The sequence below is a fragment of the Acidovorax sp. Root70 genome (assembly GCF_001428225.1).
Taxonomy (GTDB): domain Bacteria; phylum Pseudomonadota; class Gammaproteobacteria; order Burkholderiales; family Burkholderiaceae_C; genus Acidovorax.
Genome location: NZ_LMHQ01000003.1, coordinates 139378 through 152725 on the forward strand (window position 1 = coordinate 139378; position 13348 = coordinate 152725).

Sequence of the window (13348 nt, forward strand, 5' to 3'; positions counted from 1 at the left end):
CTCGTTGTGGTGGTGTTCACCACTATCGGGCGGTCCCTGCGGCGGCTGCTTGTGCTGCGTCAATGACTGTGGCGTGCGGGCAAGACGCAGGTCAAACCATGGCGGGATAGCGGCCCGTGCCCTCGGGCCAGGGCGTGAGCACCTCGAACCCGTCGGCCGTCACGGCCACCATGTGTTCCCACTGGGCAGAGAGCGAGCGGTCGCGGGTGACCACCGTCCAGCCGTCGGCCAGCTCCTGGGTATCAGGCTTGCCGGCGTTGATCATGGGCTCGATGGTGAAGACCATGCCTTCCTCCAGCCGCAGGCCCTGGCCGCGCTGCCCGTAGTGCAGCACCTGGGGCTCGTCGTGGTAGATCTGCCCGATGCCGTGGCCGCAGTATTCGCGCACCACGCTGAACCGCTCGCGGTGGGCCACGCTCTGTATGGCATGGCCCACGTCGCCCAGCGTGGCGCCGGGGCGCACCTGGGCGATGCCTGCGTACATGGCTTCGTAGGTGGTGTCCACCAGGCGGCGCGCCAGCGGGCTGGGCTCGCCCACAAAGTACATGCGGCTCGTATCACCAAACCAGCCATCCTTGATGATGGCCACGTCGATGTTGATGATGTCGCCTGCCTTGAGCACCTGCCCGGGCGACGGGATGCCGTGGCAGATCACGTGGTTGACCGAGGTGCACACCGTTTTGGGATACCCCAGGTAGCCCACGTTGGCGGGGGTGACTTGCAGTTCGTTCACGATGTAGTCGTGACAGAGCCGGTCCAGTGCCTCGGTGCTGACGCCGGGCTGCACATGCGGCGTGATCATGTGCAGCACGCGGGCGGCCAGGTGGCCGGCCTCACGCGCCTGAGCGATTTCGGCGGGGGAGCGCAGGGTGACGCGGGATGACTTCATTGAACACGCCGCCCGCTGTGGCCCGGCTTGGCGGCCACCGAGGCCGCCACCGTGTCCAGATCGAAACCCCCAGCCTGCTCGGCGCGGATCAGCAACTGGCAGATGTCGCTGTGGTCGAGGTTGGGATGCAGCTCGGCCAGCATGCCGATGCGCATCCAGTGCTCTGCCTGTGCGTTGATGGAGCGAGACAGGGCGTTGCTGGCAACGCGCAGGTTCTCGTGCATTTGGTCTGAAATTTTGACAATACCCATGCAGCGAATTGTATGCGAAACATATATGTTTTGTATCGCTTCCTGCCTGCCTGCCTGCCTGCCTGCGGTGCGTGGGGTGTGCGTTGGCAACGCTGCGCTACTGCGGAGGCCGCTTCAGATAGAGCTGGTCCGACCAGGTGGCCAGCCACTCGGGCTTGAACGCCACGAAGATGGCAACGAGCATGCCCGTCACAAAACCGTCGCCCCAGGCCATGAGCCAGCGGGCCACCAGCGAGAGTTCACTGCCCACGCCGGGCAACAGGTGCCCGCTCCACTGCGACAGCACGCCCGCCAAAAACACGCAGGCCACGGTACCCAGAAACGCCCGGCCCAGCACATAGACAAAAGGCTGGGTGCCGACAAAGCGCCGCACCAGTGCGCCCAGCGCCAGGGTCAGCGTGGCGGGTACCACACCCAGCCAGACGGCGGCACCCAGCGCATCGGCCCAGTCCAGGGCGGGTGAGAGCAGGCCCGCAATGGCGCCGACTGCCAGCAGCACCGGGATGGCCAGCGGCCAGCCCAGCATCAGCACCACCAGGCCCGCGCCCGACCACTGCAGTTGCAGCGGCATGGCGTGGAGCGTGGGCAGCGCCCACAGCCAGGGCAGGAACACGAGAGTTGCCAGCAGAGGTGTCAGCAGCGGCGACAGGGAGCGTTGTCCATCTTCTTGTCGTGCCGCACCCTTTGGCTGCTCCAGAAGGCGCCAGGGTTGCGTCCACAGCGATACGGCCAGTGACAACAGAAGGAGCGCGGCTTCAATCAGCATGGTGATAGCGGGCGGCGTTGATGCTGAAAGTGCTGATGGAGGTGGCGCAACAGGGCATCGCTGGCGGTGCTTGCGAGGGTTGCGTTGATCTTGGAATTCTCGCATCCACCGCGCCAAATGCTTGCCGCGCTCCGATCCGTCAGCGATTCATCCGACGTATCGCATCAAGGGTTTGACTTCAGCATTCCGGTGGTAGTGGCGGCCCCCGTCAGTGTCTGAGATGTTGCGGTACCGGTCCCTGGGTCAGATGCGCTGGTCCTGTCGCATTCCGACCGGACTGATCGTGCGCTGGGTCTCTGTTCACCTGAAGTCCTTGTACTTTCTTGATGCGAGTCAAGAATTGGCTGCACGGTCGCTACTCCGCCATAAATTGGTTAGCACTTTGGGGATTGCCCCCCAGAATGGGTCTCTTGGAGGCTCATCCATGATCAACAGATTTTTGAATCGGGTGTCGCCGTTTCGAAGTGTTCGGGCGCGCTTTTCCGCAGTCATGGGCGGATCCGGCATTGTTTTGGGCCTCGCTTTGACATTCTTCATGGAATGGCATCTGGAGGACGGCTTGAGCAACTCCGCTCGGGACGCGCTCAATGGGGTGGCAGACGAGATCGCCCATGAGCTGAAAGAAGACCTCGCCAGCAGGCAGCGCGAAGTTTCGCTGATGGCCGGCATGATCGGTCCACACCATGCCCTGGATCCCCACTCCATCCAGCAGGTGATGGATGGGCTCCAGCGTCGCGAGGACACTTACGCCTGGATTGGGCTTGCAGATATGCGGGGTCGAGTCACTGCCGCCACGGGCGGGATTCTGCGGGATGTCGATGTGTCCGCCCGGCCCTGGTACTCCGCCGGGTTAAATGGCGTTTTTGTCGGTGACCCGCACGATGCGGTTTTGCTCGCCAAATCGCTGCCTCCGCGGGCTGACGGCGAGCCCTTGCGTTTTCTGGATGTGGCTGCGCCCGTCCAGAATGCACAAGGCAGTGCCATCGGGGTGCTCTCAGCGCATTTGCACTGGGACTGGGTCCATCGGGTGGTTGTCGAGGCAGTGAACAAGCGCCGCAAGAAGGCCCGCATCGAAGTCTTGATCGCAAACCGTACAGGCGAGTGGCTGCTGCAGCTCAATACCGATACGAAGGTCGCAAGCAACTCGCTACAAGCCGTGTTGCAGGACCCAGCGTACTTGATCGTCTCTCAGCCAGTGGTGACTGAAGTTCCCCCAGATGGCCTGGGCTGGACGGTGGTGGTCCGGGAGGATGTTGCCACCGCGTATGCGCAGGTTTACGAGATCCGCAAGCTGATGCTGGCCTTCACTGCACTGGTGGCGGTGCTGTTTGCATTTGCCTCCTGGATGCTGGCGGGCCGATTGGTCCGGCCAATCGTGGCCCTGGCAGATGCAGCCAAGTCTCATACAAACGTCATTGGTACCAGCAGCGCACAGCCAGGACGCAAGGCCCTGGACGAAACATTGGTGCTGGGGGCTGCCATGGACCGCCTCGCTCATCGCGACAGGCTGACAGGGCTGCTCAATCGCGAAGAACTGCTCAACCGGTTGCACCACGCCATTGAACGCGCTGCTGTCCAGCACACTGCTGCAGCGTTGTTGCTGGTCAATCTTGACAATTTCAGCGTGCTCAACAACACGCGGGGGCACGAGGCTGGCGATCAAATGCTCATTGCAGCGGCCGGTCACCTGCAGCAACTGGAGGAGTCCGGGGCCGTCTTGGCGAGGATTGGAGGCGATGAATTTTTGGTGCTGGCCGAGAACCTGGGCAGCGATCCTTCCCTGGTCCAACGGCGAGTCACCGCGATGGCAGCGGATGCGCTGGAGCACTTGCGGGGGCCGTTCGTGCTGGGTGGCGTGGCCTGCCCGGGGCAGGCGTCCATTGGCATTGCGCTGGTAGGTGACGACTTGGCAACGGCCGACGATATCCTGCAGCGCGCGGAACTAGCGATGCTGGAGGCCAAGAAGCGCGGCAAGGGGCAGGCTGTGATGTTTGATCAGAGCATGCGTGACGCGCTGCATGAACGGGTGCAATTCGAACAGGCCCTCAAGGGAGCGATTCCAAGTCAACTCATCGCTTACTACCAACCCCAGGTCCACGTGGCAACGGGGTTGATAGGGGCGGAGCTTCTGGTGCGATGGCGTCACCCCGTGCTGGGCATGGTGTCCCCAGCCCGTTTCATCCCCTTGGCTGAAGAGACTGGCCTCATACACCCCTTGGGCCGGTGGGTACTCGAGACTGCTTGCCTTCAACTGCGTGACTGGGAGTCCGACCCAGCCAGGAACCATCTGGTGTTGGCCGTCAACGTCAGTGCCAAGGAGTTTCGCGAGCAGGGTTATGTCCAGGGGGTGTGCAGCATTCTGCAGGCCACGGGCGCCAATCCGCAGCGCCTGAAACTGGAGCTGACCGAAAGCGTATGGGCCGAGGATGTGGAGGAAATCGTGGCCAAGATGCAGAAATTGAAGGCCCTGGGTATCCGCTTCTCGCTGGATGATTTCGGCACGGGTTTCTCCTCGTTGGGATATCTGAAGCGCATGCCGCTGGATCAGCTCAAGATCGACCAGTCGTTCGTGCGCGATGTCGTCGTGAACGCCAGCGATGCCTCCATAGTCCGGGCCGTCATTGCGTTGGGGCAGGGGCTGGGCCTTGAGGTCATTGCCGAAGGCGTTGAGACCGTAGCGCAGCGCGAGATGCTTTGCCGCTACGGGTGCACCAGCTATCAGGGTTACCTCTTCGGTCGTCCAGCGCCTGTTGAAGAGTTCGCTAGTGAGATACAGAACGGCTGGAGCACCTGAGCGAGGCCGCGCTCCACAGGGGGCCCACGCAAGTCATGCTGGCACCGCCACCGGCTGCCCCAGTGACCGCAGCACGTCGCGCACCATCTGCGCACGATCCTTGGGCTCTTTCAGCTCGCGCTCAATGCGCAGCTTCTCGTTGCCTGCCAGCTTGATGTGCTTGTTCTTCTGGATCAGCTCGATGATGCGCATCGGGTCGATGGGCGGCTGGGGCTTGAAGGTGATGTTGATGACGCCCGGCGCCGCATCCACCTTCACCACGCCATACGGCTGGCTCAGCACGCGCAGGCGGTGCACGTCGATCAGCGTCTGCGCCTGCGGCGGCAGCTTGCCAAAGCGGTCCACAATCTCTTCGAGCAGGCCGTCGATCTGGTCGGGCGTCTTGGCGGTGGCCAGCTTCTTGTAGAACGACAGGCGCAGGTGCACGTCGCCGCAGTAGTCGTCGGGCAGCAGGGCGGGGGCGTGCAGGTTGATGTCGGTGGTGACGGACAGGGGCGAGAGCAGGTCGGGCTCCTTGCCCGCCTTGAGCGCCTTGACGGCCTCGTTCAGCATCTCGTTGTAGAGCTGAAAGCCGACTTCGAGCATGTTGCCGCTCTGGTTCTCGCCCAGCACCTCGCCCGCACCGCGGATCTCCAGGTCGTGCATGGCCAGGTAAAAGCCGCTGCCCAGCTCTTCCATCTGCTGGATGGCTTCGAGCCGCTGCTGCGCCTGCTTGGTCAGTCCGTCCACGTCGGGCACCATCAGGTAGGCGTACGCCTGGTGGTGGCTGCGGCCCACGCGCCCGCGCAGCTGGTGCAGCTGCGCCAGGCCGAACTTGTCGGCGCGGCTCATGATGATGGTGTTGGCCGTGGGCACGTCGATGCCGGTCTCGATGATGGTCGAGCACAGCAGGATGTTGTAGCGCTGGGCCACGAAGTCGCGCATCACGCGTTCCAGCTCGCGCTCCGGCATCTGGCCGTGGGCCACGGCAATGCGCGCCTCGGGCAGGATTTCTTCGAGCTTCTGGCGGCGGTTCTCGATGGTCTCCACCTCGTTGTGCAAAAAGTAGCACTGCCCGCCGCGCTTCAATTCGCGCAGCACCGCCTCGCGGATCACGCCCGTACCCTCGTTGCGCACGAAGGTCTTGATCGCCAGGCGCCGTTGCGGCGCGGTGGCGATGACCGACAGGTCGCGCAGCCCTTCGAGCGCCATGCCCAGCGTGCGCGGGATGGGCGTGGCCGTGAGTGTCAGCACATCCACCTCGGCGCGCAGGGCCTTCATCTGCTCCTTGTGGCGCACGCCAAAACGGTGCTCCTCGTCGATGATGAGAAGGCCCAGGTTGTGGAACTTGGTGGATTCGGAAAGCAGCTTGTGCGTGCCCACCACGATGTCCACCGTGCCGTCGCCGATGCCCTTGATGGCGGCGGTAATCTCCTTGCCCGAGCGAAAGCGCGAGACCTCGGCCACCTTCACCGGCCACTTGCTGAACCGGTCCACCAGCGTCTGGTAATGCTGCTCTGCCAGCAGCGTGGTGGGCGCAAGGAAGGCCACCTGCTTGCCGCCCGTGACGGCCACAAAGGCTGCGCGCAGGGCGACCTCGGTCTTGCCAAAGCCCACGTCGCCACAGACCAGGCGGTCCATGGGGCGGGGGCTGATCATGTCCTGGATCACCGCATGAATGGCGGCGTTCTGGTCGGCCGTTTCTTCAAAGCCGAAGTCGTTGGCAAAGGTCTCGTAGTCCTGCGGGCTGTAGCGGAAGGCATGGCCCTCGCGCGCGGCGCGGCGGGCGTAGATGTTGAGCAGCTCGGCCGCGCTGTCGCGCACCTGCTCGGCCGCCTTGCGCTTGGCCTTTTCCCATTGGCCGCTGCCCAGCTTGTGCAGCGGCGCTTCGTCCGCGCTCACGCCGGTGTAGCGGCTGATGAGCTGCAGCTGGCTCACCGGCACATACAGCACGGCCTTGTCGGCGTATTCGAGGTGCAAGAACTCCTGCATGGCGGGCGTGCCATCGGGGTTCTTGTTGCCCACGTCCATGTTGACCAGGCCCCGGTAGCGGCCGATGCCGTGCTGGCTATGCACGACCGGGTCGCCCAGGGTCAGCTCGGCCAGGTCCTTGATCAGCGCCTCGACATCGCTCACCTGCTCCTGCTTCTTGCGGCGGCGCGTGGTGGGGCCTGCGGCAAACAGCTCGGTCTCGGTGACGAAGTCGATGCCGTCCTCGATCCAGCTAAAGCCCACGGTCAGCCCGGCGGTGGCAATGCCTACCTTTTCGTCAGCCGAACTCTGGAACTCGGCCAGCGAATCGAACGCAGGTGGACTGACCCCGCTGGCGCGTAAAAAGTCGAGCAGGCTCTCGCGCCGGCCATCGCTCTCGGCCAGCAGCAGCACACGGTGCTGGGTGTTGCGGATGTGGGCGTGCAAGCGGGCCAGTGGGTCTTCGGCGCCGCGCACCACCGAGAGGTCGCCCAGCTTGTGGAAGTGCGGGTTGTCCTCCACGTCTTCCACGCCGGGGCGGATGGACAGCTGCGCATGTTCCTTGGCGCGCGTGTAGAACTGGTCGGCAGAGAGGAACAGCGCCTCGGGCGGCAGCACAGGCCGTTCGGGGTCGCCCTGCACCAGGCGGAAGCGGTCTTTGGTGTCCTGCCAGAAGCGCTGGAACGCGGGCTCCAGGTCGCCGTGGAGAACCACGGTGGCCTCGCCGCCCAGGTAGTCGAACACGGTGGCCGTGTCGTCAAAGAACAGCGGCAGGTAGTACTCGATGCCGGCCGTGGCCACGCCTGCGCCCATGTCCTTGTAGATGCGGCTCTTGGTCGGGTCGCCCTCCAGCATCTCGCGCCAGCGGCTGCGGAATTTTGCGCGGGCATCGTCGTCCATGGGGAATTCGCGGCCGGGCAGCAGGCGCACTTCGGGCACGGGGTACAGGCTGCGCTGGCTGTCGGGGTCAAACGTGCGGATGCTGTCGATCTCGTCGTCAAACAGATCCACGCGGAACGGCACCAGCGAACCCATGGGGAACAGGTCGATCAACCCGCCGCGCACGGCATATTCGCCGGGGCTCACGACCTGAGATACATGCGAGTAGCCCGCCAGCGTGAGCTGGGCCTTGAATTTGGCCTCATCGAGCTTTTGCTTGACCTTGAAGTGGAAGGTGTAGCCCGCCAGGAAGGACGGCGGGGCAAGCCGGTACAGCGCGGTGGTGGCAGGCACCAGCACCACGTCGGCCTCACCTTGCGAGATGCGCCACAGCGTGGCCAGCCGCTCGCTGATCAGGTCCTGATGCGGGCTGAACGTGTCGTAGGGCAGCGTCTCCCAGTCGGGGAACAGCGCGCAGCGCAGGCCAGGCGCAAAGAAGGCCATCTCGTCGATGAGGCGCTGCGCGTCGGTGGCGTCGGCCGTAACGATGGCGGTGGTGCGGCCAGCGGCCTTGTCGCGCTCGGCCAGACGGGCCAGCAGCAGCGAATCGGCGCTGCCCACAGGGCGGGGCAGGGCAAAGCGTTTTCCGGGGGAGAGTTTGGGCAGTTCCATGCGGACGGGGTGGGGCGTCTGGGCCACCGCATCCCCACGGGCGCGAGGCGCGCACGGGCTGGATGCGAGGCAGCCAAACATTTTAGGTGGTGCGGGCCACTTATGTCCCCGCCTCGGCTGCGGTAGCGGCGGTCCATGTCGTCTGGCACCGTTGGTCCCCCGTGGCTTCGCGTTTGTCCGTCGATGCCCTGGACTACCCGCCAATCCAAGGCGGCGTGTCTACGATCTGCGTGACGCTCTCGGCAAGCAACCGAGGCACGAGCTCGCCGACCCTACTCAGTGTCCGTCAAAAGGAACCCCTTGAACCAACTGACCACGCGCCACGTGCAGGCCCGGCGCATAGACAACGCTCTGAGCGAACTGCTGACCAACGCCCGCCGGGTTGTCCTGGCTGGCCATGCACCACAGGCCCTCGAGGCGCTGACCTTGTTGCTGCAGCCCGACGGGGTATGGCGATTGCCTGCGCACGGTGCGCTGGTCACTCAGGCACAGGGCATGTTGCCCGTTGCGGCCCTGCTGGCAGAGCAGTGCTGCCCTGCCGTCGGCGAGCAGGAGGCCATGGCGTCCACGCAGCTCGACGACTGGGCCATGGAGCGGGCGCAGCAGCAATTGCGGCAACTGGTGCGGCTGGACCAAGAGCAGGCGGGCGCAGCCGGTGAGGGCTGGTCGCCTGACTTTCTGGCGACATTGGTGCAGCGCCGAGGCGGGGCTCACGAGCCGCGCACCCATTTGGCTTTTGGCGCGTTCTGCAGGGAGGCAGAACTGGTGCTCAAAGACCGGCTGGCGCAGCTGTTTGAGGTGTCGCATGCCGGTGTGGCGGATATCCCCACGGTCGAAGATTTACTGGCGCTGGGTTTGCCCGAGGACGAGGTGGCCACGATACTGGAGCAACTGCAGTCGGCCGGGCAGATCACCGTGGCGCCAGCGGCCAGGGCCACCGACACCCTGGTCATCGCGCGCGCCGTGGCCGACTACTTGCGCGCCACTGGTTTTGGTGGCGGCCATACCGCGCACGCCATGTGGCAAGCCTGCTGGCTGCTGCTGGCACAGGAGGGGCGCGGCCACGATGCCATCGAAGTCGCCACGGCGTGGCTGACGCACGACGAGCCCGCCGCTGCCGCCGCGCTGCTGGAATGGGCCGTGGTGCCTGCTACCGCACGTCTGCTGCGGGCGGGTCATTTGGCTCACGCGGTGGGGGTGGATGTCGATGCGGTGTCTCGATGGAGGGCCGAACTGGGCAGGCGCCCGGCATTCGCATCCGCACCACCCGCAGCGGTGGCGGGCACCCCTTCTGAATCGCGAGAAGCTTGGCGGAATCTGATGGAGGGGACGCCCCTGGCAGTGCTCGATTGGTTGCCACTGCCGATTCCTGGGCATGGCGCTGCGGCCAGCGGCGAAATCGCCTGGGCCGCACAGGTGCCTGTCGAGGAGCGCCAGACCTTATGGCATGCGGCGCAGGCGCTGGTGGAGTCGCGCACTGCTCGCTGGCCCGTGGTAACCACCTTGTGGTCCGGTGCCACTGACACTTCGGAGGTTGATGCTCTTGCCGATGAGCTGTTCACGCGGTTTCCTTATGAGCAGAGCGGGGCGCGCGACGATGTATCGCCCCGCTACATCGTTGCCGGTGCGCGTGGCATCGATGCCGAGGAGTTGTTGGTCGAGCTGGCGGAAAGTGCCGTGCCCTTGGGCGACGCGGAGCAGTTCGCTGTCTGGTATGGCGAATTGGCTGCTGCGGGCGTGCCCGCCGCGGGTTTGGCGGCTGCCTGGGCCGAGTGCGCGGGGGATCGCCTGCGTTTTGAGCGTTGGCTGGCTTCGCTCGAAAGCACCCACGGTGTGGATGACCCCGCGCGCGGCCACCAAGAGTGTTTTGTTCCTGACAACGCCTGGTTGGTGCTGCTGCCAACACCGCATGCGGAAGAAGCGCTGGCCTATCTGCACTGGTACGCCATGGAGCGGGGCAGCGCCGAAGACTTCATTGCGCTGCTACGCCGCTGGCGCGAGCGCCATGGCGCCGAACTATGGCACCATGCTTGAATTCGAGGTGAGCGAGCCGCCGCAGAATATGGACAGCGCCTTGGCGCTGGCGCGCGAGCATGACCTGGCCGCGCCCTGCACCCTGGCCCTGCCGGGCATCCCCCTGCGCCACCACGCGCTGGGACTGGTGGGGCACAACACCTGGTTTCTGCATGAGCGGCCATGATCGTCCTGGCATCGTCTGCCCGCGGCCCAACGGTGGTGTCCCTTCTAGAATAAGCGCCCCATGACCATCGACCCGTTGTTGCAACCTGCGCTCGCTGCCTCCTACGCGCCCACGTCTTCGCAGGGGCGTTTTTGGGCGCTGGTGCCCTGTGCGGGAACGGGTTCGCGCGCTGTGGCGACACCGGCCACCCTTGCAGCGGGCTCAACCCTCTCGGCTTTTGGCGCGCTGGCTGGCACTGCTGACGAGTCTGCGGTGCGGCCGCCGTTGCCCAAGCAATACCACTTGGTGGCTGGCCACCCCATGGTGCTGCACACGTTGGCCGCCTTTGCTGGCGTGGGGCGCCTGCTGGGTACGCTGGTGGCTGTGGCACCGGGGGATCGCTTTCTGGATGCCCATGCCCACCCTGCGTTTTTTATGGTCGAGTGCGGCGGCCCTACGCGCGCCGACACGGTGCTGGGCGGCCTCAAGGCGCTGCTGGAGCGCGGTGCGCAGCCTGGTGACTGGGTGCTGGTGCATGACGCTGCGCGCTGCCTGGTGACCTCCGGGCAGATTGATGCACTCATCGACCAGTGCGCGGGTGACAGTGTGGGAGGCCTCCTGGCGCACAAGCTGGCCGACACGCTCAAGACCTCTATCGACGGCCCGGGCGGCGTGCGCGTGGCCTCTACCGTGGACCGCAGCGACAAGTGGCTGGCGCAGACGCCGCAGATGTTTCGCATTGGCCCGCTGATGGAGGCGATCGACAAGGTGGGCTCCAATGTCACCGACGAGGCCAGCGCCATGGAGGCCATGGGGTTTCACCCCCGGCTGGTGCCCGGCGGGGCACAGAATTTCAAGGTCACCTACCCTGACGATTTCGCGCTGGCCGCTGCCGTGCTGGCCCAGCGGGCGCACAGTACCACGCTGGAGCGTTTTGGCGGCGAGCGGGGGCAGGTGAGCACGGCACCCGGCAAGAAGAATCTTTTTTAGCCTGGCGCAGGGCGCCACGGGCACGACCGCCGCGGGCCGACTGCAGTGCGCAGCAAGGTGCCCATCAGGCGGGCCCTGCGACCCCACCGACAAATACCCATAAAGGCAGACAGATGAATTTCAGGATTGGAGAGGGCTGGGACGTACACGCGCTGGTGCCCGGCCGCCGGTTGGTGATTGGCGGTGTGGAGATCGCCCACCCGACGGGCCTGCTGGGCCACTCGGACGCCGACGTGCTGCTGCACGCCATCACCGATGCACTGCTGGGCGCTGCGGCTCTGGGAGACATTGGCAGCCATTTCCCCGATACCGACGCTGCGTTTCGTGGCGCAGATTCGGGTGTGCTGCTGGCCGAGGCGGCGCGGCGGGTGCGCGCAGCGGGCTTTGAGATCGGCAACATCGACAGCACGGTCGTCGCGCAGGCCCCGCGTCTGGCGGCGCACATCCCCGGCATGCTGGCCGTCATTGCCCGCGCGTTGGGCGTGACCGAAGGGCAGGTGAATGTGAAAGCCAAGACGGCCGAGCGCTTGGGCCCGGTGGGGCAGGGCCTGGCCATGGAAGCGCGGGCGGTAGCGCTGGTCTACCGTACATAGGCGGCCCTGGCGGAGCCCAGCCGCTCAAGCGCTTAGCTGCTGCAACGCTCCACGATGGAAAAGCCGATGTCCACCACAGACTGGATGACGGCCTTGCCCTCGGCCCGATCGGCGATCCACTGAGCCGCTGTCTGGCCCATGCGTGTGCCATCGATGCGCACGGTGGACAGGGCTGGGCTGACGGTCTCGGCAAAGTCAATATCGCCGAACCCCACGACGGCCAGTTGCTGGGGTACCCCAATGCCGCGCACCTGCGCTTCGGTGAGCACGCCCAGTGCCAGCATGTCCGAACTGCAGAACACCGCGTCGATGTCGGGCACATCGGCCAGCAGCGCAGCCAGCCCCGCGCGGCCGTCTGCATGGGTGGTGGGCGATTTGCCCAGCCGCACGGCGGGCGGGCGCAGGCCCAGGCGCAGGGCGGCCGCTTCAAAACCCTGGGCTCGTCGCGCGGCGCGTTCGTCACCGCCACTGAGCAACGCCAACCGCTGCCGCCCCTTGACAAACAGGTGCTCGCACACGGCGGCGCCCAGCGCTTCGTGGCGCAGGCCCACCAGCATGTCGATGGGGGTGTCGGTGAAGTCCCAGGTTTCCACCACGGGAATGCCCGAGGCCATCAGCAGCCGCCGCCCATCGGGCGAGTGCATGACCCCCGTGAGCACGATTCCGTCGGGCCGCCGTCCGACGATCGCGCGCAGCAGTTCGTCTTCGCGTGAATGCGCGTAGCCCACCTGGCCCACCATGACCTGAAAGCCGCGCTGCTCCAGCGCATCGGTGAGGGCCTGCACCATTTCACCGAACAGCGGCCCTGTGAGTGTTGGCACCAGTGCGGTGACCACGTGGCTGCGTGCCGAACGCAGCCCGCCCGCCACCAGGTTGGGCACGTAGCCCAGGGCAGACACCGCTTCCTGAACACGTTCCCGCGTCCGCTCAGACACCTGCTGCGGCGTGTTGATGGCGCGCGAGACCGTGATCATCGACACGCCTGCCCGTTCGGCTACTTCGCGCAGCGTGACGGCAGGGCGATCACGGCCGGTGAGCGGGGCGGGGCGGGCCGGGTCAGAAGCGTGCATGGGGGTGGAGTCTAAAGGGGTAACGCGCCCGGTCGGTGTTGCTTGCAACGCCGCGCAAGGTCTGTGAGGCAGGAGATTGTTGAATAAGGGTTTTTCCTATGTTGTCTGATAATGTTAACGTTAACATTTGCGTATTCCGCTGACATTTTGCCGATTCAGGTCATAAACATCCAGCTTGTACGACCTTTTGCTTTCTTCCTAACCACCGCCTGCTTTTCACCATGACCCCGCAAGAACTCAAAACCATCATGGGCTCCGGCCTGCTCTCGTTCCCCATCACCGACTTCGACGAGCAGGGCAACTTCCGCCCCAAGA

General features: G+C 65.2%; 10 protein-coding genes and 1 pseudogene. 6 read left to right on the forward strand and 5 right to left on the reverse strand.

Going from position 1 to position 13348, the window contains the following annotated elements; translation table 11 throughout:
* Window positions 1-91 precede the first annotated feature (91 nt).
* The 3 genes from map to ASD94_RS03070 all read right to left on the reverse strand — a co-directional run bounded on the left by map (window position 92) and on the right by ASD94_RS03070 (window position 1906).
* Window positions 92-889 carry a type I methionyl aminopeptidase gene (gene map / locus ASD94_RS03060; RefSeq protein ID WP_056638418.1) on the reverse strand — a complete coding sequence of 266 codons (798 nt, stop codon included), beginning with the start codon at window positions 887-889 and terminating at the stop codon, window positions 92-94.
* A complete protein-coding gene (locus ASD94_RS03065; RefSeq protein WP_015014749.1) occupies window positions 886-1140 on the reverse strand; it encodes a ParD-like family protein in 255 nt (84 codons plus the stop codon). The genes map and ASD94_RS03065 overlap by 4 nt, the downstream gene beginning before the upstream one ends.
* A 97-nt stretch (window positions 1141-1237) precedes the next feature.
* Window positions 1238-1906 (reverse strand): energy-coupling factor ABC transporter permease, encoded by a 669-nt coding sequence (locus tag ASD94_RS03070; protein ID WP_056638421.1) that lies wholly within the window; start codon window positions 1904-1906, stop codon window positions 1238-1240.
* Between the two features lie 424 nt (window positions 1907-2330).
* Between ASD94_RS03070 and ASD94_RS03075 the strand changes: the two genes are divergently transcribed.
* The gene (locus tag ASD94_RS03075) at window positions 2331-4700 is read left to right on the forward strand and encodes a bifunctional diguanylate cyclase/phosphodiesterase (protein WP_146186013.1); all 2370 of its coding nucleotides are present in this window, start codon (window positions 2331-2333) and stop codon (window positions 4698-4700) included.
* A gap of 33 nt (window positions 4701-4733) precedes the next feature.
* On the opposite strand, the gene mfd is transcribed toward ASD94_RS03075, so the two are convergent.
* A complete protein-coding gene (mfd, locus tag ASD94_RS03080) occupies window positions 4734-8201 on the reverse strand; it encodes a transcription-repair coupling factor (protein ID WP_056638427.1) in 3468 nt (1155 codons plus the stop codon).
* 300 nt (window positions 8202-8501) lie between these two features.
* Here mfd and ASD94_RS03085 point away from each other — a divergent pair, with 300 nt between their 5' ends.
* The 4 genes from ASD94_RS03085 to ispF all read left to right on the forward strand — a co-directional run bounded on the left by ASD94_RS03085 (window position 8502) and on the right by ispF (window position 11963).
* Window positions 8502-10235 (forward strand): hypothetical protein, encoded by a 1734-nt coding sequence (locus tag ASD94_RS03085; protein WP_056638428.1) that lies wholly within the window; start codon window positions 8502-8504, stop codon window positions 10233-10235.
* Window positions 10228-10401 (forward strand): DUF4253 domain-containing protein, encoded by a 174-nt coding sequence (locus ASD94_RS03090; protein WP_156391323.1) that lies wholly within the window; start codon window positions 10228-10230, stop codon window positions 10399-10401. The genes ASD94_RS03085 and ASD94_RS03090 overlap by 8 nt, the downstream gene beginning before the upstream one ends.
* 60 nt (window positions 10402-10461) lie before the next feature.
* On the forward strand, window positions 10462-11370 hold the full coding sequence (locus ASD94_RS03095; protein ID WP_056638430.1) for a 2-C-methyl-D-erythritol 4-phosphate cytidylyltransferase: 909 nt from the start codon (window positions 10462-10464) through the stop codon (window positions 11368-11370).
* Between the two features lie 113 nt (window positions 11371-11483).
* Window positions 11484-11963, forward strand: coding sequence for a 2-C-methyl-D-erythritol 2,4-cyclodiphosphate synthase (gene ispF / locus ASD94_RS03100; RefSeq protein WP_056638431.1), 480 nt, complete (start codon window positions 11484-11486; stop codon window positions 11961-11963).
* Window positions 11964-11995: 32 nt separating this feature from the next.
* Here ispF and ASD94_RS03105 read toward each other — a convergent pair whose 3' ends face one another.
* Window positions 11996-13033 (reverse strand): LacI family DNA-binding transcriptional regulator, encoded by a 1038-nt coding sequence (locus tag ASD94_RS03105; protein WP_056638434.1) that lies wholly within the window; start codon window positions 13031-13033, stop codon window positions 11996-11998.
* A gap of 221 nt (window positions 13034-13254) precedes the next feature.
* On the opposite strand from ASD94_RS03105, the pseudogene ASD94_RS23445 reads away from it, so the two are divergent.
* A pseudogene (locus ASD94_RS23445) lies at window positions 13255-13348 on the forward strand (5-dehydro-4-deoxyglucarate dehydratase); the annotation flags it as partial.

Coding starts and splice junctions, on each gene's coding strand:
- ASD94_RS03065 (WP_015014749.1), bottom strand. CDS start 1,140: ATGGGTATTGTCAAAATTTCAGACCAAATGCACGAGAACCTGCGCGTT.
- ASD94_RS03075 (WP_146186013.1), top strand. CDS start 2,331: ATGATCAACAGATTTTTGAATCGGGTGTCGCCGTTTCGAAGTGTTCGG.
- ASD94_RS03095 (WP_056638430.1), top strand. CDS start 10,462: ATGACCATCGACCCGTTGTTGCAACCTGCGCTCGCTGCCTCCTACGCG.
- map (WP_056638418.1), bottom strand. CDS start 889: ATGAAGTCATCCCGCGTCACCCTGCGCTCCCCCGCCGAAATCGCTCAG.
- mfd (WP_056638427.1), bottom strand. CDS start 8,201: ATGGAACTGCCCAAACTCTCCCCCGGAAAACGCTTTGCCCTGCCCCGC.
- ASD94_RS03105 (WP_056638434.1), bottom strand. CDS start 13,033: ATGCACGCTTCTGACCCGGCCCGCCCCGCCCCGCTCACCGGCCGTGAT.
- ASD94_RS03090 (WP_156391323.1), top strand. CDS start 10,228: ATGCTTGAATTCGAGGTGAGCGAGCCGCCGCAGAATATGGACAGCGCC.
- ispF (WP_056638431.1), top strand. CDS start 11,484: ATGAATTTCAGGATTGGAGAGGGCTGGGACGTACACGCGCTGGTGCCC.
- ASD94_RS03070 (WP_056638421.1), bottom strand. CDS start 1,906: ATGCTGATTGAAGCCGCGCTCCTTCTGTTGTCACTGGCCGTATCGCTG.